Source organism: Gordonia sp. IITR100, assembly GCF_002009645.1.
GTDB lineage: Bacteria > Actinomycetota > Actinomycetes > Mycobacteriales > Mycobacteriaceae > Gordonia > Gordonia hongkongensis.
Genome location: NZ_MVKV01000008.1, coordinates 1 through 19,722 on the forward strand (window position 1 = coordinate 1; position 19,722 = coordinate 19,722).

Genomic DNA, 19,722 nt, shown 5'->3' on the forward strand with positions numbered 1-19,722 from the left:
TCGATGGTGCCGGGGATGCGGTCGAGGACGTCGAGGGTGGCTTGTACGTGTGCGGTGCCGACCGTGCCTTGCGCGAAAGCTTCGGCGAGGCAGGGGTATTCGGGTGGGAGGACCTCGCCGCCGAGGCTGGTCCGGTGGGCGGTGGCGTCCATGTGCTTACGACGACGCATCGGGTTCGACACCCGCAGCCGGTGGGTCATGAACTGCATGAGGGTGCGGCAGCCGGCCTTGCGTGGCAGATCACGAGCCACGGCCTGATCGATCTGCCGGTCACCGGCAACGGTCAACCGCGCAATGGCACGTTCGGTGGCAGAGGCGACGTCGATCAGTTCTTCGTCGGTGCACGAGGACAAGTCGACGGTCTGTAGTTCGTCGAGGTTCGCGTGTAGTTCGGCGACGAGTTTGGCCGCGCGAGACACGGGCGAACCGTGGTCGGCGAGTGGTGTGGTGCTGGGCATGACGGTCACCTCCCCCGAGAACCGTTGCTGCGAATGTACGTTCGAGTGTACACGAGTTCGGCAGGTCTGACCACGAAAACAATTGCCCGGCAATGTGAATCAGATTCATTGTGCTGCGGGAGCTTGTCGGTGGCGACCGGTAGGATTCGGCGGGGCGATGAGTATTGTCGGTTGGGTCAGCGAACACGATCACCACGACGGCAGCCCGCGTGCCTCGAGTTGCGCACGCAGTCGCTCCCGGCAAGTGTAACGACTCGGCATGGGCGAGACGAGCGAGAACCCTTGTGCTCCAGTCTCCCTCGAGACCATACCGACGGTTGTAACCGGACAGGACCTCGTCGTAGGCCTCGACGTGGGAGTCCGCAGACTCGGCGTCGTAGGTCTCGTGGTGGAGAACCGCCGCTTGGGGCAGGCGGGGTTTGATACCCGCGGGCTCGGTCGGATCGGGTCGTCCGATCGCCAGACCGAAGGTCGCGACCGCATGGTCGGGTAGGCCGAGTTCGTCGGCCACCGCCAGGGGGTGGTTGCGGATCGACCCGACGAACACCGTTCCGAATTCCAGGGATTCGGCGGCGACGACCGCGTTCTGGGCGGCGAGCGCGGTGTCGACGAAACCGACGATCGTGGATTCGAGGTTGCCGGTGCCCGCGGGCGGGGCCGCCGCCCGACGGCGATCAGCCCTGGCGCGCCTTGAATCTGGGGTTGCCCTTGTTGATCACATAGATGCGCCCCTTGCGCTTGACCACTTGTGAACCGGGTTGGTTCTTCAACGACCGGATGGATGCACGGACCTTCAACGGAGCCTCCTTAATGGAAATTGTTTCCATTAAAGCAAGGTCCGTTGCCGAACGCCGAGGCGGGTGTCAGACCTCCCAGGTGTGCACCGGCTCGCCCTCGTGCATCTGGGTCACGTAGTCGCGGAGCATCCCGTGCAGCGCCTGTGTCCGGCTCTCACCCGCGCGTTCGCGGACTGCGACCGCATGGCGTTGCCAGACCGACCCGGTCTGGCGGGAGATGCAGCGTCCCTCGATGACCGACAGGTAGCGCTTGCGGGCCTTGTCGGAGACGCCGAACCGGCGCAGCCCGTCTTCGGCGAGCGCCAGAAGTCGGCGCAGGACGAGTTCGTCGGGTCGCACCCAGCCGACGTCGGGCCAGTAGAGCTGCGACTCCATGCCGGTGCGGGCGCCGGACTGCAGGTTCTCGGCGGCGGCGTTGAAGGACATCCGCGACCACAGCGGACGGTCGGACTCGACGAGGCCTCGGACGACGCCGTAGTAGAAGGCGGCGTTGGCCATCGTGTCGACGACCGTGGGACCGGCGGGCAGCACGCGGTTCTCGACGCGCAGGTGGGCCTGTCCCTCGTGGATGTCGTAGACCGGACGGTTCCAGCGGTAGACGGTCCCGTTGTGCAGACGCAGTTCGTCGAGGGTGGGGATGCGTCCGTCGTCGAGCTCGGCGAGCGGGTCGGTGTCGGTGCAGACGGGGAGGAGCGCGGGGAAGTAGCGCGTGTTCTCCTCGAAGAGGTCGAAGATCGTGTTGATCCACCGCTCTCCGAACCACACTCGCGGCCGGACACCCTGGTTCTTCAGTTCCAGCGGCCGGGTGTCGGTGGCCTGTTCGAAGACCGGGATGCGGCTCTCGTGCCACAACGCGGTCTCGGCGAGGAACGGCGAGTTCCCGGCCAGCGCGACCTGCACCCCGGCGATGGCCTGTGCCGCATTCCAGTGCGAGGCGAAGTCTTCCGGCGCCACCCGCAGGTGTAGCTGTAGTGAGGTGCAGGCCGCCTCGGGCAGGATCGAATCGGTCGAGGTGCGCAGGTGCTCGGTGTGGTGTCCATCGGTCAGCGGGACGCCGGTGATGTCGATCTCGAGATCCTCGCCGCGGGCGGCGAAGATCTGCTCGTTCAGCAGGTCGTAGCGCGGGTTCGCCGAAATCCAGTGATGCGCGAAGTGTTCGGACTTCAGTGTCGGCAACATGCCGATCATGACCAGGTGGCTCGACGTCTGTGCGGCCCGCTGCTCGGCCCGGTTGAGCGACGTCCGCAGGGCCTGCTCGAGCGAGATCGTGTCGTCGGTCGTGAACGGTCGCGGCGAGACGTTGATCTCGATGTTGAACTGGCCGAGTTCGGTCTGATAGTCCGGATCGGCGATCGCCTCGAGGACGGCGGCGTTCGCCATCGCGGGCTGCATGGCCTCGTCGACGAGGTTCAGTTCGACCTCCATGCCGAGCAACGGCTTCGGCGGACGGCCCTGGTCGGTGAACAGCCCGTCGGCGAGCATCCGCGCGATCGCTTCCGTGCCGCGACCCACCTGACGCCGGAAACGAACCCGGTCCTCGCCGGTGAACTGCTGTTTGGACACCTCGGCTCCCATGCGGTCAATACTGCCCGATCCGCATCGGCGCGAACCCTCTTGCGAAGATGGCAGGGTGCCACCACGCAGGAGAGTGGACCCCGCCGAGGTCCGGGCCGCGGTGCTGGCCGTCTCGGACTGGCTCGTCGACCCGACCGTGCCGACCCCGGGACGCGCCGCCCTCGCCGACGCCGTCCGTCGATCGGCCCGAACACTCGAGCAGCTCGCCCCCGGGAACTCGGTCGAGGTCCGGGTGCCACCGTTCGTCGCGGTCCAGTGCATCGAAGGTCCCCGTCACACCCGCGGAACGCCGCCGAACGTCGTCGAGATGGCGCCGCGGACCTGGCTGCTCCTCGTCACCGGTGTCCTCACCTACGACGACGCCCTCGCCGCGGGCCTGATGGATGCGTCCGGGCATCGCGCGGCACTCATCGCCGACCTGCTGCCGCTCAACCCGATCGGCCCGCCGGGCGACCGGGAGTAGGAGTGTGGTGCATCACTCGACCGGGGCGTCGGGAATGACCCGCCGGTCGACACCGCTGGAAGATTCGCATCGGGAGCCGACCGACCCGTAAACTCACGCATGTCTCCCAGCCCACTCGACGGACCGATTCGCAGCCCCAGGGAGCTAGTCGATGCCTGATCATTCGATCGCCCACATGAACCTGCTCGCTGCCACGACGCCGGCGGGCGGATGCTCCGCACGCGGCTCGGGTGCGATCAATCCGGCCCCGCTGGACGAACCCGAGAACGAACCGCGCGAGGAATGCGGTGTCTTCGGTGTCTGGGCGCCCGGCGAGGACGTCGCCAAGCTGAGTTACTACGGCCTCTACGCCCTGCAGCACCGCGGCCAGGAAGCCGCGGGCATCGCCGTCGGCGACGGCAGCCAGGTGGTCGTGTTCAAGGACCTCGGACTCGTCAGCCAGGTCTTCGACGAGCAGACCCTGGGTGCGATGAGCGGGCATGTGGCGATCGGCCACTGCCGGTACTCCACCACCGGCTCGACGACCTGGGAGAACTCGCAGCCGATCTTCCGCACCACCGACGCCGGGACCGGCGTGGCCCTGGGCCACAACGGCAACCTGGTCAACACCGCGGACCTCGCGGCGCGTGCGCGCGAGCAGGGGATCAAGAGTTCGACAGCGACGTCGGACTCCGATGTCGTCGGTGCGCTCCTCGCGCACGGCGCCGCGGACAGCTCGATCGAGCAGGCCGCGATGGAACTGCTGCCCACCCTCAAGGGCGCGTTCTGCCTGACCTTCATGGATGAGCACACGCTCTACGCCGCGCGCGATCCGCATGGGGTGCGCCCGCTGTCACTCGGCCGCCTCGACCGCGGCTGGGTCGTCGCCTCGGAGACCGCCGCCCTCGACATCGTGGGTGCGTCGTTCGTCCGCGACATCGAGCCGGGCGAGCTGCTGGCCATCGACGCCGACGGCGTGCGCAGCACGCGCTTCGCCGAGCCGACCCCCAGCGGGTGCGTCTTCGAATACGTCTATCTCGCCCGTCCCGACTCGGTCATCCACGGCCGCTCGGTGCACTCGACCCGCGTCGAGATCGGTCGCCGACTCGCCAAGGAACACCCCGCCGACGGTGACCTGGTCATCCCGGTACCGGAGTCGGGCGTGCCGGCGGCCGTCGGATTCGCCCAGGAATCCGGGATTCCGTACGGCCAGGGACTGATGAAGAACGCTTACGTCGGTCGTACCTTCATCCAGCCGTCGCAGACGATCCGCCAGCTCGGTATCCGCCTGAAGCTCAATCCGTTGCGCGAGGTGATCCGCGGCAAACGGCTCGTCGTCGTCGACGACTCGATCGTGCGCGGCAACACCCAGCGCGCGCTCATCCGGATGCTGCGTGAGGCCGGCGCCGCCGAGGTGCACGTCCGCATCGCGTCGAGCCCGGTCCGGTGGCCGTGTTTCTACGGGATCGACTTCGCGTCGCCGGCGGAACTGATCGCCAACGGCATGGAGTCCGAGGCCGGGATGGTCGAGGGTGTTCGCCAGGCCATCGGTGCGGATTCGCTGGGCTACATCAGCATCGACGAGATGATCAACTCCACCGGCCAGGCCGCGTCAACCCTCTGCGCTGCGTGCTTCGACGGCAAGTACCCGATCGAGCTGCCCAAGGAGACCTCGATGGGCAAGGCGGTCCTCGAACAGATGCTGGCGAGCGCGGCCGGCGACCGCTCGGTGGACCCGCTGACCCAGCCGAACGACAACGTCAGCGCGGTCATGCGGCCCTGATTTCGTGCCGCAGGCCCTCCGGTACCGTATGACCCGTCGGCGAACACGCCGGAAACAACGTTCGACCGAGATTTTCTGGAACGGGAGTGCTGCGGTGATGACGGAGCGGGATGCTGCTGCCGACGAGACGGCCGGGACCTCGACACCGGCGTCGTATGCGGCGGCCGGGGTCGACATCGACGCCGGTGAGCGGGCTGTGGAACTCATCGCGCCCCATGCCAAGCGTGCGTCTCGCCCGGAGGTTCTCGGCGGGATCGGCGGCTTCTCCGGCCTGTTCGCACTCAAGGGCAACTATCGGGAGCCGGTCCTGGCCGCTGCCAGCGACGGCGTCGGCACCAAGCTCGCCGTTGCGCAGGCCATCGACAAGCACGACACCGTCGGCCGCGATCTCGTCGCGATGTGTGTTGACGACCTGGTCGTCTGCGGCGCCGAGCCGCTGTTCCTGCAGGACTACATAGCGGTCGGCAAGGTGGTCCCCGAAACGGTGGCCCAGATCGTCGCCGGCATCGCCGACGGTTGCGTCGAAGCCGGTTGCGCCCTGCTCGGCGGCGAGACCGCCGAACACCCCGGCCTGATGCAGGACAACCACTACGACATGTCCGCCACCGCGGTCGGTGTCGTCGAGGCCGACAACGTGCTCACCCCGGACCGCGTCCGCGCCGGTGACGTCGTCATCGGCATGGGGTCGTCGGGATTGCATTCCAACGGGTATTCGCTCGCCCGCAAGGTGCTGCTCGAGTGGGGCCACATGGACCTGTTCGGCCACGTCGAGGAGTTCGGTCGCACCCTGGGGGAGGAGCTGCTCGAGCCGACCCGGATCTACGCCCGCGACTGCCTGGCCCTGATCGCCGAGGCGGATGTGCGTACTTTCGCGCACATCACCGGCGGCGGCCTCGCCGAGAACCTCGCGCGCGTGATCCCGAACGGGCTCGTGGCCGAGCTCGAGCGCAACACGTGGACGCCGGCCCCGATCTTCGCGCTCATCGGTCAGCGCGGTCGGGTCGAACAGCTCGAGATGGAACGCACCTTCAACATGGGCGTCGGCATGGTGGCGGTCGTCGCGCCGGAGGACACCGACCGCGCGCAGGCCGTGCTGACGGCAAGGCACGTCGACAACTGGGTCCTCGGCACCGTCAAGCGCGCGAGTGACCGCTCGGACAACGACTCTCGCGTCACCCTGCTCGGGGAGCACCCGCGCTTCTAGCGCGATCGGTGAATCCGCAACTCTCGCAGGAACATTGGAGCGGGGGAGCCGCCGCGCACACAACACCGACGCCCGCCGGAGGGATTCCCTCGGCGGGCGTCGGCATCTGATGATGACGTGATCACCCCGGAACGGTCGCATGAGCGCGCACCACCCATCAGAAACGGGTGGTGCGTACGAAGTCATGGTCCCGCGTCGCCGCGGGTCCGCTCATGCGGAGAAAATGTGGGGTGATCCCGGGCGTCGAGAGATCAACGCCCGAAGAGTGTGCGCGTCAAGCGCGTCGCCACTCCTCTTCGTCCACCCAGTCGTCCACCGGATCCGGTCGTTCTACAACCGGATCGCCCTGTCCGGAGAGCTCACGCTGCAAGCTTTCCAGGTCGGTGTTCGGAGTGGAGTACTTCAGCTGACGTGCAACCTTCGTCTGCTTTGCCTTTGCCCGGCCGCGGCCCATATGGGACCCCCTCGCACAATGACGGGGCGGCCAAACAATTGGCGGCCCCGTTCTCTTGAAGTAATTCTGTCGTGGGGACCAGTCTAGCGCGCCTCTAGGATTTGTGTTGTCCACCCTGTGTTGCCGCGCCGACGCGTCTTTCCGACTTGTTCACCATCTTGGTCGCCTCGCGACGGACCTTGGCGGGTAGATCGTCCTGCGCGAGCAACGACCGGATCGCCTCGACGTCACCGCCGGCGAGCAGATCACGCGACCGCACGCCATGATCGGGGCGGTAAACGACGGTGATCCGATCGCCCTGCGCCACCGTGCCGTTGCGGACAACGCGCAGGTAGGTGCCGAAATCTGCCTGCGCCAGGAACCGCTTCATCCACCGTGGCTCGCCCGCCCACACCGCGAAGGTCTTGCAGGGGACGCGAGGGATGGTCACCTCGAGGACCAGCCCGTCGGTGCCGACTTCCCATCGCTCCCCGACGACCGCATCGGTGACCGCCATCCCGTCGATGCGCAGGTTCTCCCCGAACCATCCGTAAGGAAGCTCACGTCCGAGCTCGTCGGCCCATCGGCGCGCCTCGGGATCGGCGTAGGCGTACACCGCCTGATCGACGCCGCCGTGGTGTCGCTTGTTACCCACGTGGTCGTCGACGAGACCGAGTTCGTCGACGTCGAGGCGCCCGCTGCGGGGCCGCTTGTCGATGGCGGAGGGGCCGATTCCCTCGAGGATCACGTCGTCGCCGGCCGCGCACACGGCCAGCACCACACCCGTGCTCAACCGTTGCGTCCCGGCGCCGCCGAACCGCTGCGGAGTCGTTCCACGGCCGCGCGTCCCGCCTGGACCCGATCGTCGTCGCGGATCGAATCCGGATCGATCCGCGCGCTGACGGCGGACTCGGCCCCGACCGACAACTCCACGTCGGCGCCGACGTTGCGCTTGACGAGTGCCAGTGCGATGGGACCCCACTCATGGTGGTCGACGACCGTGCCCACCCGGCCGACGGTCCGTCCGCCGGCGGTGACCGGGTCGCCGGGGACAGGTCGCTCGTCGACGCTCCCGTCCAGATGCAGCAGGACCAGCCGTCGAGGCGACTTGCCGAGGTTGTGTACGCGGGCGACGGTCTCCTGGCCGCGGTAGCAACCCTTGTCCAGGTGGACCGCGCCGAACTCGTCCGGACCGCCGATCCAGTCGGCCTCGTGCGGGATCGTGCGTTCGTCGGTGTCGGCGCCGAGCCGGGGTCGGCGGGCGGCCACGCGCAGGGCTTCGAAAGCCCAGCTGCCGGCCATACGCGCGCCGGCCTCGGTCAGCGTGTCCCACCAGCGGGTCAGCACGTACTCGGGCACCACGAGGTCGACGACCGGCAGGTCCCGGTCCTCGCCGAGCGGGGGCATGCGCCGCCAGAAGCCGAGCGGTTCGTCCTCGTGGTGCGACTCGGGCAACCCGCCCGCCTGGTACACCACGGCGTCCGCGCCGACCTCCAGGAGATCGGCGACCGGACCGTCGAGGGCCCCGGGCCCGATCAGCGTCAGGACCTTCATGTCCGAACGCGCGGCGGGTTCGGCCTTGGCCCAGAACACCATCTTGGTCAGGAAGTCGAGCAGCGGTCCGCCGCGCGAACCCTCGGTGTCGATCCACGCCACGCCGTCGATGTCGGTGAGGACGAAATGCTCTTCGACACGACCGTTGAGGTCGAGAGAGAGGTCTTCGGCGCTCGACCGGTCGGCGAGGGTGGCGATGTGCTGGCTGCTGATGGTGTGCAGCCAGGTCAGGCGTTCGGCGCCGGCGATCTCGAGAACGGCGCGGTCGGACCTGTCGACGATGATCACGCCACGTTGTGCGGCTCGTTGTTCGCCGAGGGGGTCGCCGTAGTGCCACGCGGTGTCGGCGGAGAGGAGGTCGCCGGGGCCGGGCACCGCCCCGCCCTCGGAATGCCTGGTCAGGATGGGTGAGCGGCTCACGCGTCGATTCTACGGGTCGATTCGGCGCGGGGCTGCGACGCATGACAACCTTCTATCCATGGCGGATTCGATCCTTGTCTCCCTCGACGGCACCCGACACGATGCCGACGCTCCCTTCCTCCACGCCGACGACCTGGCCGCGGTGCGCGGTGACGGCATCTTCGAGACGCTTCTCGTGCGCGGCGGCCGGGCGCGATGCGTCCGACTGCATCTCGAGCGACTGGCCCGGAGTGCGGCCGCGATGGAACTCGACAAGCCCGATCTCGACGAGTGGCGGGCGGTGATCGAGACCGCGACGCAGGCGTGGACGGAGAAGCACGGGTCGTCGGGTGAGGCACTGCTGCGGCTCGTCTACTCCCGCGGACGCGAGCACGGTTCGGCGCCGACCGCGTACGTCACCGTCGACGCGGTGCCCGACCGGGTGTCGGCGGCGCGTGCGGACGGTGTCCGGGTGGTCACCCTCGCTCGCGGCTTCTCGATCGACCTCGCCGCCACGGCGCCCTGGCAGCTCCTCGGCGCGAAGACCCTCAGCTACGCCACGAACATGGCGGCCCTGCGCCACGCGTCGGCCGAGGGCTTCGACGACGTGATCTTCGTCAGCAGCGAGGGCGCCGTCCTCGAAGGGCCCCGAGCCACGGTCGTCGCCGTGTACTCCGACACCCTGGTCACACCGCCGACCGAGATCGGGATTCTCGAGTCGACCACCGTGCGTGCGGTTTTCGATGTCGCGGAACAGGAGGGTTGGACGACCAAGACCGACGTCCTACGGCCCGAGGATCTGGTGGCGGCCGACTCGGTCTGGCTGGTGAGCAGCGTGACCCTCGCGGCGCGGGTCACCCATCTCAACCGGTACGTGATGCCGCTCGCCGCGGACGCCGCGAAGTTCACCGATCTGGTCGACCGGGCCATCTCGGTGGACGACAATTGATCCCGGTCACCCCCACCTGATCTCGTCCGCCTGGGGCACACACCCGCGTGGGTGAGAGGGAAGACACCGCTTCGAACTGGTCGGCGGGACCTTTGGCGCTTGTAAGGGCCCGGTGACCAGGCGTAACGTCGCGCCTACGACCTACTACTACCGCTAGTAGTAGGTACCCGGCAGGTTTCGACCTTGCCCCCGCAGCCCGGGGGCCGGCAACTCGATTCGAGGCGATATGGACGCTCTGGACGTCTCCAGATGGCAATTCGGGATCACGACCGTCTACCACTTCATCCTGGTGCCGTTGACGATCGGCCTCGCGCCGATGATCGCGGTGATGCAGACGGTGTGGCATGTCACCGGCAACGAGCAGTGGCTGCGCGCCACGAAGTTCTTCGGCAAGCTCTTCCTGATCAACTTCGCGCTCGGTGTCGCGACCGGCATCGTCCAGGAGTTCCAGTTCGGCATGAACTGGAGCGAGTACAGCCGGTTCGTCGCCGATGTCTTCGGCGCGCCACTGGCCCTGGAGGGTCTCGTCGCCTTCTTCCTCGAATCGACGTTCATCGGGCTCTGGATCTTCGGCTGGGACCGCCTGCCGCGCCGCGTGCACCTGGCCTGTATCTGGTTGGCCGCCATCGGTGTGAACGCGTCGGCGTATTTCATCATCGCCGCGAACTCGTGGATGCAGCACCCCGTCGGCGTCACATGGGATGACGAACGCGGCCGGCCTGCCATGAACGACTTCGTCGCGGTGCTCACCAACAACACGACCCTGGCGGCCTTCCCGCACGTCATCGCCGGCGCCTTCCTCACCGCCGGTACCTTCGTCGCGGCCATCGGCATCTGGTGGATGGCGCGGAACTCATGGCGGGCCAAGAAGATCCGCGAGGCCGCGGACACCGGTGACCTGTCCGAGATCCCGGACAGCACCTCGCCGAGCCACGTCGACGCCACACCCGAGGACCTCGAGAAGGACGCCCGCGACCTCTGGCGGCCGGTCACGAGACTCGCGTTGTGGATCACCATCGTCTCCGGTGTCGCGCTGTTCATCACCGGGGACCTCCAGGCGCAGATCATGTTCAAACAGCAGCCGATGAAGATGGCGTCCGCGGAGTCGCTGTGCGAGACCGAGACGGGTCCGGGTTTCTCGGTTCTGTCGATCGGCCGCCAGAACAACTGCGAGAACATCGAACACGTCATCGAGATCCCGAAGATGCTGTCGTTCCTCGCGAATCACGACTTCGATTCGACTCTGCAGGGCGTCGAGGAACTACAGGAGCAGTACACCCGGGCCTTCGCCGGACAGCCGAACGTGCCGGCGAACCAGAACTTCGCACCCAACCTCTTCGTGACCTACTGGGGCTTCCGGGCGATGATCACCTGGGCGCTCGGCTCGGTGGTCGTGGCCTTGGGCGGACTGTGGTTCACGCGCCGTAAGCGGGTGGTCGAATCCAGACGCTTCGGCTTCATCGCCCTGTTGATGATCCCGACGCCGTTCCTGGCCAACAGTTCCGGCTGGATCTTCACCGAGATGGGACGCCAGCCGTGGGTCGTGGCGCCCAACTGGGAGGACGACCTCGACCCGCTCCGGATCAGCATGCTGGTGCAGAACGGTGTCTCCAACCATTCGGCGAGCACCGTGCTCGTCACGCTGATCGGGTTCACGCTGCTCTACGGCGCCCTCGGCGTCGTGTGGTTCATGCTGCAGCGGCGCTATGTCATCGAGGGTCCGGCCGCACACGATGCGCGACCGCCGGGCCACACCGACGACGAGTCCGATTCCGATGAACCCAAACAGCTCTCGTTCGCATACTAGAGGAGCGTGCTCATGAGTCTCGAAGAAATCTGGTTCCTGGTCATCGCGTTCCTGTTCGTCGGGTATTTCGTCCTGGAGGGCTTCGACTTCGGCGTCGGCATGCTGATGCCGATCCTCGGTTCGAGTCACACCGGTGGCGACGACAAGGTCGCCGCCGACGATCCCGAAGCCGACCCCGACAAACGTCGCCGCGCGCTCCTCAACACCATCGGCCCGGTCTGGGACGGCAACGAGGTCTGGCTCATCACCGCGGGAGCGGCGTTGTTCGCGGCCTTCGGCGGTTGGTACGCAACCATGTTCAGTGCGTTCTACCTTCCGCTGTTCCTCATCCTCATCGGGCTCATCGTGCGGGTCTGCGCGATCGAGTGGCGGGGCAAGATCAACAACCCCCGCTGGCGCGTGTGGTGCGACGTCGGAATCGGGCTGGGTTCGTGGATTCCGGCGATCCTGTGGGGTGTGGCGTTCGCCAACATCGTGCGCGGGCTCCCGATCGACGCCGACGCCCAGTACACGGGTGGGTTCTTCAACCTCCTCAACCCGTATGCCCTGCTCGGCGGCGCCACGACCCTGCTCGCGTTCCTCACCCACGGGGCGGTGTTCATCTCGCTGAAGACCTCCGGTGTGCTGCAGGAGGATTCGGCTCGCTACGCTGCCCGGCTGGCCTGGCCGACACTGATCGTGGCCGCCGTGTTCCTGCTGTGGACCCAGTTCGCCTACGGCAGCTCGTGGACCTGGATTCCGGTGCTCATCGCCGCCGTCGCCGCGGTGGGCATGGTGGCCGCCACCCAGATCCGCCGCGAGGGTTACGCATTCATGTTCACCTGCATCGCGATCGCCGGCACGGTCGCCACGCTGTTCGCCGAGCTCTTCCCGAACACGATTCCGTCGACTCTGAATCCGCAGTGGAACCTCACCATCGAGAACACGTCGTCGAGCGATTACACCCTTACGATCATGACGTGGGCGGCCGTGCTCATCACCCCGGTGGTGATGGGCTACCAGGCCTGGACCTATTGGGTGTTCCGAAAGCGACTGTCGGTCGCGCACATCCCGGACCCGGCCGGACTTCCGTCGTTGCGAATCCCGAGCAAGTGAGACGCACCGCCCGGCCCCCGCTCGACCCCCGGCTGCTGCGGTATTCGCCGACGACGCGGCGGTATGTCGGGGTCACCGCGGCGTTCGCGGTGGCCGAGGTGGTCGCGATCATTGTGGTGGCCGCGATGGTGGCGTCGATCGTCTCCGAACTGATCGTGTCGCCCGGGGCGCGGTCATTCGCCGCGCAGGGCGTTCACCTGACCGTGTTGGCCGCAGCACTGGCGGCCCGGGCCGCGATGGCATACGGACACGACCGATACGCGCACCGCGCCGCCGAGCGTGCGATCGCGGAGATGCGTGCCGAGGCCCTCGATGTCCTCACCGATCCGGCCCGCACGTCGCCGCGATCGCTGACGGCGATCCGCGAACACGCGAGCACCGTCCTCCTGCGCGGGCTGGACGCCCTCGGGCCGTATCTGTCGGGCTACCTACCGGCCCTGGTGGCCGCGGTGGTTCTGACGCCGACGGTCACGGTGGTCATCGCGTTCGCCGACTGGCCGTCGGCGCTCATCATCCTCGTCACCCTGCCCCTCATCCCGCTGTTCATGGTGCTCGTCGGACTGATGACGCGCGATCGCACCACACGCAAGCTGGCGACGATGAGCCGGCTGAGTGCCCAGCTCCTCGACCTCATCGCCGGATTGCCGACGTTGCGCGCACTGAACCGGGCCGGCGCCCCGGCGGTTCGGGTCGGTGAACTCGGTGAAGCCCACCGCCGCAGCACGATGAGTTCGCTGCGGGTCGCGTTCCTGTCGGGCGCCGTCCTCGAGTTACTGGCCACGCTCTGCGTCGCACTGGTCGCCGTGGGGATCGGTCTCCGTCTGGTCTATGGCGAGATGTCGTTGTACGCGGGCGTTTTCGCGTTGATCCTGGCGCCGGAGGCCTACCTGCCGCTGCGTCGGGTCGGCATGCAGTTCCACAATTCCACCGACGGCCTCACCGCAGCCGAGCAGGTCTTCGAGCTCATCACACCGCCGTCTGACGCGGCCGCGCCGTCCGCCACCGGGAATCGCGGGGTCAGCGTCGCAGGCGAACCGATCACCGTGCTCGACGTCGGCATCCACGGGCGCGACGGATGGGCACCGGAGTGCCTCCGCACGACGATCGAACCCGGGGCGCTGACCGTGTTCGCCGGACCGAACGGGTCGGGCAAGTCGACGATGCTGGCGGCGATCATGGGCCTGCTCGCTCCAGACGCGGGATCGGTGCTGATCGGGTCCACCCCGGTCGGTCAGGCCGATCCGGCGGCGCTGCACGAACAGATCGCCTGGCTGCCCCAGCAACCGGTGATCGTGCCGGGCACGGTCGCCGAGAACCTGGAGCTGTTCGGCGCGCTGGACCGCGACGCCTTCGAATCGGTTTCCGCGGCAACAGGCTTCGCCGCAGTCCTGGGTGAACTGCCGGGCCGGTTCGGCACGGTGCTGGGATCCGGCGGGGTCGGGCTCTCCGCGGGACAACGGCAACGCCTCGCCCTGACCCGAGTCCTCGCCTCGCCGGCGCCGCTGCTGCTGCTCGACGAACCGACCGCCCACCTCGACGAGGCGTCCGAGCGCGACGTGTTCGCCGCACTCCGCGATCGCGCTCGGGCCGGGGACACCGTCGTCGTGGTGGCGCACCGGGGCGTCGCCCGCGAGTACGCGGACCGGGTGGTGGACTTCCCGGCGGCCACCGGCGCAGCAGCCGCGGGCACGGCCGAGGAGGTGGACCATGCGCGGTGATCCGTTGATCCGGGCCCTGGGCTTCCTCGGCCTGCGCCGGCGTCCCGCGCTCACCGCGCTCGCGCTCGGTGTCGGCGGCTCGCTCTCGGCCCTCTTCCTGGCGGCGCTGTCGGCCTGGCTCATCACCCGTGCGTGGCAGATGCCGCCGGTGCTGTACCTGTCGGTCGCGATCACCGCGGTCCGGGCGCTGGGTATCTCGCGCGGAGTGTTCCGCTATCTGGAACGGCTGGCGACCCACGATCTCGCCCTGCAGGCCATGGCCACCGCGCGGCAGCGCGTGTACACGGCGTTGGCGTCGGGCGCACCGGGTTACTCGGTCACGTTGCGGCGGAGTGAACTGCTCAACCGGACCGGTGACGACGTCGACGAGATCGGCAACGCCCTCATCCGCGGCCTCATCCCGATCGGCATCGGTGCCACGACATCGCTTGCGGCAGTGGTGGTGATGGCGCTGGTCTCGGTGCCCGCGGCCGTGGTGCTCGCACTCGCGCTGGCCGTCAGCGGCGGTGTGGCGCCGTGGCTGGCCGCACGCGGTGGTGCCCGGTCGATCCGCGACGGCGCGCAGGCCGCGTCCGAGGCCACGGAGGCCGCCACGACGGCGCTGTGGCACGCGCCTGAACTCGTCGTCGCACGCAGACGCCATCGCGCGCTGGCAGCGGCCGCAGCGGCGGATCGCCGCCATCTCGACGCCACGGACCGGGGTATCCGGTGGCAGGCATCCGCCGCGGCGGCGACTCCGCTGGCACTGGGTGCGTCGCTGATCGCGGCATGCGTCATCGCCGTCGAATTGGCCTCGGCGACCTCGGGTTCGCTCGCCGGGGTGAGTTCGGGGGCTGGACTGACGCCGATGATCCTCGGTGTGCTCGTCCTGCTGCCGCTGTCGGCCTTCGAATCCACCGCGCCGCTCACCGAGGCCGGGCTGCAGATCGAGCGGAGCCGACAGAGTGCGGCCAGGCTCATGGCGCTGGTGGACGGGGCGCACGCCGACGGAACGGTCGATGTGACCGACGCCGAGGTGTATCGGTCTCCGGTGCGTCTGACGACCACGGGATTGCGCTGGGGACACCGAGATCGGGAGATCCTCGGTCCCGCGGCGGGCGTGGATCTCGACCTGCGACCTGGTTCGCGTCTGGTGGTCACCGGGCCGAGCGGGGCGGGGAAGTCGACGCTGCTCCTCACCCTCGCCGGTTTGTTGCCGCCGATGGCCGGGGACGTCGAGGCGGTCGACGTCGGCGACGGTTCGGTTGTCGGGTCACGTTCGGCGGGATGCTATTTCGCCGAGGAGGCACACATCTTCTCGACGTCGGTCCGCGAGAACCTGCGCGTCGCCCGCGGTGACATCACCGACGAGGAGATCGACACCGCGCTGGCGGCCGCCGGGCTGCAGCGCTGGGCCGCAGCACTTCCCGACGGTCTGGACACCGTCCTCACCGGTGGGGCCGATGCGATGAGCGGCGGGCAGCGGCGGCGACTGCTGCTCGCCCGCGCACTGCTGCACCCCGGGCGTGTCGTCCTGCTCGACGAACCGACCGAGCATATGGACGAGGCGGACTCCGACGAGCTGTTGCGGCGCCTCCTGGGGATCGAACGGGACCTGTTCGGGCCCGACCGGATCGTCGTCGTGGTGACCCACCAGCGCCCGGTCGACACTGGTGCGGTAGCGGTGCTCGAGTTGGCGGGCGGGCCCCTTCCTGCTCCCTGAGGTGCGAGCGAAGCGAGCCACGAAGGGCTCCGCAGCGTGCCTCACCAGGCCCTTCGTGGCTCGTCGCTATCGCTCCTCGCACCTCAGGGAGCAATAGTCAGCGGCTCTCTGCCTGTGGGCGGGCACGAAACAAGAACCGGGGCCGGACGTACACGTCGTCCGGCCCCGGTTCCCCCCTGTGAGAGGCGGGAGGTCTAACCCGTGGACACCTCGTATCCCATCGGCAGCATCGTCGACTTGTGCTCGAGGAAGGACTCGAGACCTTCTCGGCCGTTCTCACGGCCGATGCCCGAGTTCTTGTAACCGCCGAACGGTGACTCGGGATCGATGGCGTACCAATTGATCCCGAAGGTGCCGGTGCGGATCTTGGTGGAGATCTCGATACCGCGCTCGACGTCGTTCGTCCACACCGTGCCGGCGAGTCCGTAGCTCGAGTCGTTGGCGATGGCGATGGCCTCGTCGACGTCGTCGTAGGCGATCACCGACAGCACGGGCCCGAAGATCTCCTCCTGCGCGATGGCCATGTCGTTGGTGACGCCGGTGAAGATCGTGGGGGTGAGGAAGTAACCGGAGTCGAGTCCGGCGGGCCGCTCGCTCTCGAGAACCGCGGTGGCGCCGGCCTTCTTGCCGAGTTCGACATACTCCTCGACCTTGTTCCGCTGGTTCTCGGTGATCAGCGGTCCGAGCTGGGCCTCCGGATCGGACGGCAGCCCGACCTTCATCGCCTTCGCGGCCTCGACCATCGCGGCCACGATCTCGTCCTGTCGGCTGCGCGGCACCAGGATTCGCGTCTGCGCGACGCATGCCTGGCCCGTGTTGAACAGGCCGAGGAACGTCAGCATGAAAGCGTTCGCGGCGAGGTCGACGTCATCGAGGACGATGGCGGCCGACTTGCCGCCCAGCTCGAGCGAACACCGCTTGAGGGTCTGGGCGCAGGCGGCGCCGATCGCCTTGCCGGCCGCGGTCGAACCGGTGAAGGTGATCTTGTCGACGTCGGGATGCGCGACGAGCGCCTGCCCGGTGTCGGTGCCACCGGTGACCACCGAGATCGCCTCGGCGGGAACGCCCGCCTCGATGAACAGCTGCGCGACGTAGTTGCCGGTCATGGGGGTCTCGGGTGCGGGTTTGAGCACCACCGAGCAGCCCGCGGCCAGTGCGGCACCCATCTTGTTGCAGGTGATGAACAGCGGGACGTTCCAGGCGCAGATCGCGCCGACGACGCCCACCGGTTCGCGGGTGATGCGGGTGGTGCCGAACAGGCCGGTGCGGTATTCCTCCCACTGGTAGTCACGGGCCGCGTTGGCGTAGGCGCGCAGGACGCCGGTGCCGGGGAGCTGTTGGAGGGTGCTGATCGCGCTCGGCGGCGCGCCCATCTCGGCGGATACGAGCGCGGTGATCTCGTCGCCCCGCTCGTCGATCAGATCAGCGACCTTCGCGATGATGTCGGCGCGCTGTGCGGGCGGCGTCGAACTCCAGACCCCGGAGTCGAAGGCCGCGCGCGCCGCGCGGACCGCGGCGTCGACGTCGGTGGCATCGGCGAGCGGTACCGAACCGACGCGCTCACCGGTGGCGGGGGAGTGGACCTCGAGGGTCTCGGTGGAATGGGGATCGGCCCATCGGCCGCCGATGAGCAACTGGGGTTGATCGCCCCCGCCGATGAGGGTGGCGGGTTGGGACTCCACGGTCTCGGTCATTACGCGTGTGCTCCTCAGAGGACGGGGCCCTGCCCGGGCGAGGGCGGCCGACAGCCGCCGATGGACAGGTGTGAACTACGGCACACGCAATACTAGAACACGTTCTAACTCTGATGCCAGGGGTGGTCGTCAGGAACTGCCGAAGGCCACCCGGGCCTCCATCCCCTGCAGCACGTCGTGGAGGATCTCGATCTGGTCGGACGGGTCCTCGGCCTCGAGGAGTCGTTGCTGGTCATGCGGTTGTCCCGCCGTCTGCGCCGCCCACCGGTGGATGGGCGAGAGGTCTGCGGCCCGGGGATCGGAGTCGATGAGCGCGAAGGCGGCGATGATCGGCTCGGGGTCCTCGCCGGCGGCGCGGAACTTTCGCCGGATCAGCTCGCGGTGTCGTTCGGCGAGGTCGCGCAGACGGGCCAGATCGGAGCGGCTCGGGGTCCGTTCGGGCAACACCGTGATGCGGGCGCGGGGATATGGATCGTCGGGCAGCCACTCCTCGACCCGGAACCGGCGACGGCCGATTGCGGTCAGCGCCGCGCGGCCGTCCGGCAGCCGGCCGGTGATCTCGGCGTGTGCCAAGGTGCCGACCCGGCAGCGTGATTCGCCGCCGCCGACCTCGGAACCGCGCTCGATGAGTACCACGCCGAATCTGACCGTGGGCGGGTCGGTCGAGGTGTCGGCATGGTCGTCCAGCATCTGCCGATAGCGTGGCTCGAAGATGCGCAACGGCAGTTCCGCGCTCGGCACCAGGGCGGTGCCGAGCGGGAACATGGGCGCGACGAGCGTTTCGCCCGCCGCCGGTTCAGAGGTCAGGGCGTGCTCGTCTCAGGACTTGGGTCGCGCGTCGAGCACGACCTCGAACTCGAGCAGATCCGCACCCGAGGCGACCGGCTTCGCGCGCTCACCGGAGTGCGCCTCGCGGGCCGGACCCGCCGACCAGGCCTGGAAGTCCTCTTCGGACTCCCACTCGGTGACGACGAAGTAGCGGTCGTCACCCTTGACCGGACGCAGCAACTGGAATCCGAGGAACCCCTTGGACCCGTCGACCGAGTGGGCGCGATTGGCGAACCGCTTCTCCAGTTCGGGGCCCGCGCCCTCGGGGACGGAGATGGCATTGATCTTCACAACAGACATGCGTCCACCATAGGCGCTGCGCGGGGCCGGTCGTCTGGGGAACGACGACACGGCGGTCGGGCCCCGTGCCGGTCGTCGGTGGCACTGCGGTTCTGCGACTACAGTTCTGGCATGTTCGACGGTGAGGTTCCGCAGGAGACCGGACTTCGCGACCACAGTGGTCCCGAAGTCGCGGACGACGCGAACGGATCGTCGGCCACAGTCGAGCGCGCGGCGCCGCCCATCGTGTTGCTGCACGGCCTGATGGGCCGCGGACGGACATGGCGCCGCCAGGTCCCGTGGCTGCGCCGGTACGGCCGGGTGTTCACCTACGACGCCGCGTTCCACACCGGCGCCGACGCCGAAGAACCCTGCGACGGCGGCGAACTCGCGACGGAGCGGTTCGTCGCCGACCTCGCCGAGGTCCTCACCTGGATCGACCGCGGGCCTGCGGTCCTCATCGGGCATTCGATGGGAGCCCTGCACGCCTGGTGCGCGGCGGCGGAGTACCCCGAACTCGTCGCGGCACTGGTCGTCGAGGACATGGCCCCCGACTTCCGCGGCCGGACCACCACGAGCTGGACCCCGTGGTTCGAGTCCTGGCCGGACCGATTCGCCTCCGAGGCCGAAGCCGTCGAGATGTTCGGGCCGGTGGCCGGCCGCTACTTCTTCGAGGCCTTCGACGACGGCCGGTTACACGGCCGGATTCCGTTGTGGACCGCGATCGCCGAGGAATGGGGCCGACGCGACTTCTGGACGCAATGGCGTTCGGTCGACGTGCCGGCGCTGCTGATCGAGGCCGAGCACGGGGTCACCCCGCCGGGGCAGATGCGGACGATGTGCGCGGTCAACGACCACGCCCGATACCTCCGCGTGCCGGGTGCCGGACATCTGATCCACGACGACGCGCCGCATGTCTATCGCGGTGCGGTGGAGGCATTTCTGTCCGGCCTCGACCGCTGAGGCTGCTGCGCAACGTAATTCGGGGCGTACACGACGAATCGT

General features: G+C 68.3%; 18 protein-coding genes and 1 pseudogene. 9 read left to right on the forward strand and 10 right to left on the reverse strand.

Annotation, left to right across the window (positions count from 1 at the left end; translation table 11 throughout):
* The 4 genes and pseudogenes from B1818_RS13065 to B1818_RS13080 all read right to left on the reverse strand — a co-directional run.
* A partial coding sequence (locus tag B1818_RS13065) for a DUF222 domain-containing protein (protein WP_139363021.1) occupies nt 1-458 on the reverse strand: 458 nt, incomplete at its 3' end.
* Between the two features lie 511 nt (nt 459-969).
* Nucleotides 970-1,080, reverse strand: a pseudogene (locus tag B1818_RS24745) (NADPH-dependent oxidoreductase); the annotation flags it as partial.
* Between the two features lie 52 nt (nt 1,081-1,132).
* A complete protein-coding gene (ykgO, locus tag B1818_RS13075) occupies nt 1,133-1,255 on the reverse strand; it encodes a type B 50S ribosomal protein L36 (RefSeq protein ID WP_033205406.1) in 123 nt (40 codons plus the stop codon).
* A gap of 66 nt (nt 1,256-1,321) precedes the next feature.
* Nucleotides 1,322-2,830, reverse strand: coding sequence for a hypothetical protein (locus tag B1818_RS13080; RefSeq protein WP_078112982.1), 1,509 nt, complete (start codon nt 2,828-2,830; stop codon nt 1,322-1,324).
* A gap of 55 nt (nt 2,831-2,885) precedes the next feature.
* Between B1818_RS13080 and B1818_RS13085 the strand changes: the two genes are divergently transcribed.
* From B1818_RS13085 to purM, 3 genes are all read left to right on the forward strand, one after another.
* Nucleotides 2,886-3,293 (forward strand): sterol carrier family protein, encoded by a 408-nt coding sequence (locus B1818_RS13085; RefSeq protein ID WP_078112983.1) that lies wholly within the window; start codon nt 2,886-2,888, stop codon nt 3,291-3,293.
* 151 nt (nt 3,294-3,444) lie between these two features.
* Complete coding sequence (gene purF / locus B1818_RS13090) at nt 3,445-5,055, forward strand: amidophosphoribosyltransferase (RefSeq protein ID WP_078112984.1); 1,611 nt, start codon at nt 3,445-3,447, stop codon at nt 5,053-5,055.
* A 97-nt stretch (nt 5,056-5,152) separates the two neighbouring features.
* Nucleotides 5,153-6,259 carry a phosphoribosylformylglycinamidine cyclo-ligase gene (purM, locus tag B1818_RS13095; protein ID WP_058252592.1) on the forward strand — a complete coding sequence of 369 codons (1,107 nt, stop codon included), beginning with the start codon at nt 5,153-5,155 and terminating at the stop codon, nt 6,257-6,259.
* 274 nt (nt 6,260-6,533) lie between these two features.
* Here purM and B1818_RS13100 read toward each other — a convergent pair whose 3' ends face one another.
* From B1818_RS13100 to B1818_RS13110, 3 genes are all read right to left on the reverse strand, one after another.
* On the reverse strand, nt 6,534-6,713 hold the full coding sequence (locus tag B1818_RS13100; RefSeq protein WP_010842099.1) for a DUF3073 domain-containing protein: 180 nt from the start codon (nt 6,711-6,713) through the stop codon (nt 6,534-6,536).
* Between the two features lie 94 nt (nt 6,714-6,807).
* Entirely contained in the window at nt 6,808-7,485 is a 678-nt protein-coding gene (locus B1818_RS13105) for an MOSC domain-containing protein (RefSeq protein ID WP_231742502.1), read from the reverse strand.
* Nucleotides 7,482-8,666 carry a folate-binding protein YgfZ gene (locus B1818_RS13110; protein WP_078112985.1) on the reverse strand — a complete coding sequence of 395 codons (1,185 nt, stop codon included), beginning with the start codon at nt 8,664-8,666 and terminating at the stop codon, nt 7,482-7,484. The genes B1818_RS13105 and B1818_RS13110 overlap by 4 nt, the downstream gene beginning before the upstream one ends.
* Nucleotides 8,667-8,724: 58 nt before the next feature.
* Here B1818_RS13110 and B1818_RS13115 point away from each other — a divergent pair, with 58 nt between their 5' ends.
* The 5 genes from B1818_RS13115 (at nt 8,725) to cydC (ending at nt 15,916) form a co-directional block, all read left to right on the forward strand.
* Nucleotides 8,725-9,594 (forward strand): aminodeoxychorismate lyase, encoded by an 870-nt coding sequence (locus B1818_RS13115; RefSeq protein ID WP_065629161.1) that lies wholly within the window; start codon nt 8,725-8,727, stop codon nt 9,592-9,594.
* A gap of 226 nt (nt 9,595-9,820) precedes the next feature.
* Nucleotides 9,821-11,401, forward strand: coding sequence for a cytochrome ubiquinol oxidase subunit I (locus B1818_RS13120; RefSeq protein ID WP_078112986.1), 1,581 nt, complete (start codon nt 9,821-9,823; stop codon nt 11,399-11,401).
* 12 nt (nt 11,402-11,413) lie between these two features.
* Nucleotides 11,414-12,496, forward strand: coding sequence for a cytochrome d ubiquinol oxidase subunit II (cydB, locus tag B1818_RS13125; protein WP_078112987.1), 1,083 nt, complete (start codon nt 11,414-11,416; stop codon nt 12,494-12,496).
* Nucleotides 12,493-14,214, forward strand: coding sequence for a thiol reductant ABC exporter subunit CydD (gene cydD, locus B1818_RS13130; protein ID WP_078112988.1), 1,722 nt, complete (start codon nt 12,493-12,495; stop codon nt 14,212-14,214). Before cydB ends, cydD begins: the two co-directional genes overlap by 4 nt.
* Entirely contained in the window at nt 14,204-15,916 is a 1,713-nt protein-coding gene (cydC, locus tag B1818_RS13135; RefSeq protein ID WP_078112989.1) for a thiol reductant ABC exporter subunit CydC, read from the forward strand. Before cydD ends, cydC begins: the two co-directional genes overlap by 11 nt.
* A 194-nt stretch (nt 15,917-16,110) precedes the next feature.
* Here cydC and B1818_RS13140 read toward each other — a convergent pair whose 3' ends face one another.
* The 3 genes from B1818_RS13140 to B1818_RS13150 form a co-directional block, all read right to left on the reverse strand.
* Nucleotides 16,111-17,610, reverse strand: coding sequence for an aldehyde dehydrogenase (locus B1818_RS13140; RefSeq protein ID WP_078112990.1), 1,500 nt, complete (start codon nt 17,608-17,610; stop codon nt 16,111-16,113).
* A 129-nt stretch (nt 17,611-17,739) separates the two neighbouring features.
* Nucleotides 17,740-18,375 (reverse strand): LON peptidase substrate-binding domain-containing protein, encoded by a 636-nt coding sequence (locus tag B1818_RS13145; protein ID WP_176455922.1) that lies wholly within the window; start codon nt 18,373-18,375, stop codon nt 17,740-17,742.
* Nucleotides 18,376-18,429: 54 nt separating this feature from the next.
* Nucleotides 18,430-18,738, reverse strand: a complete 309-nt coding sequence (locus B1818_RS13150; protein WP_035717146.1) for an antibiotic biosynthesis monooxygenase — start codon at nt 18,736-18,738, stop codon at nt 18,430-18,432.
* Nucleotides 18,739-18,849: 111 nt separating this feature from the next.
* On the opposite strand from B1818_RS13150, the gene B1818_RS13155 reads away from it, so the two are divergent.
* Nucleotides 18,850-19,680, forward strand: coding sequence for an alpha/beta fold hydrolase (locus B1818_RS13155; protein WP_078113067.1), 831 nt, complete (start codon nt 18,850-18,852; stop codon nt 19,678-19,680).
* Nucleotides 19,681-19,722 lie beyond the last annotated feature (42 nt).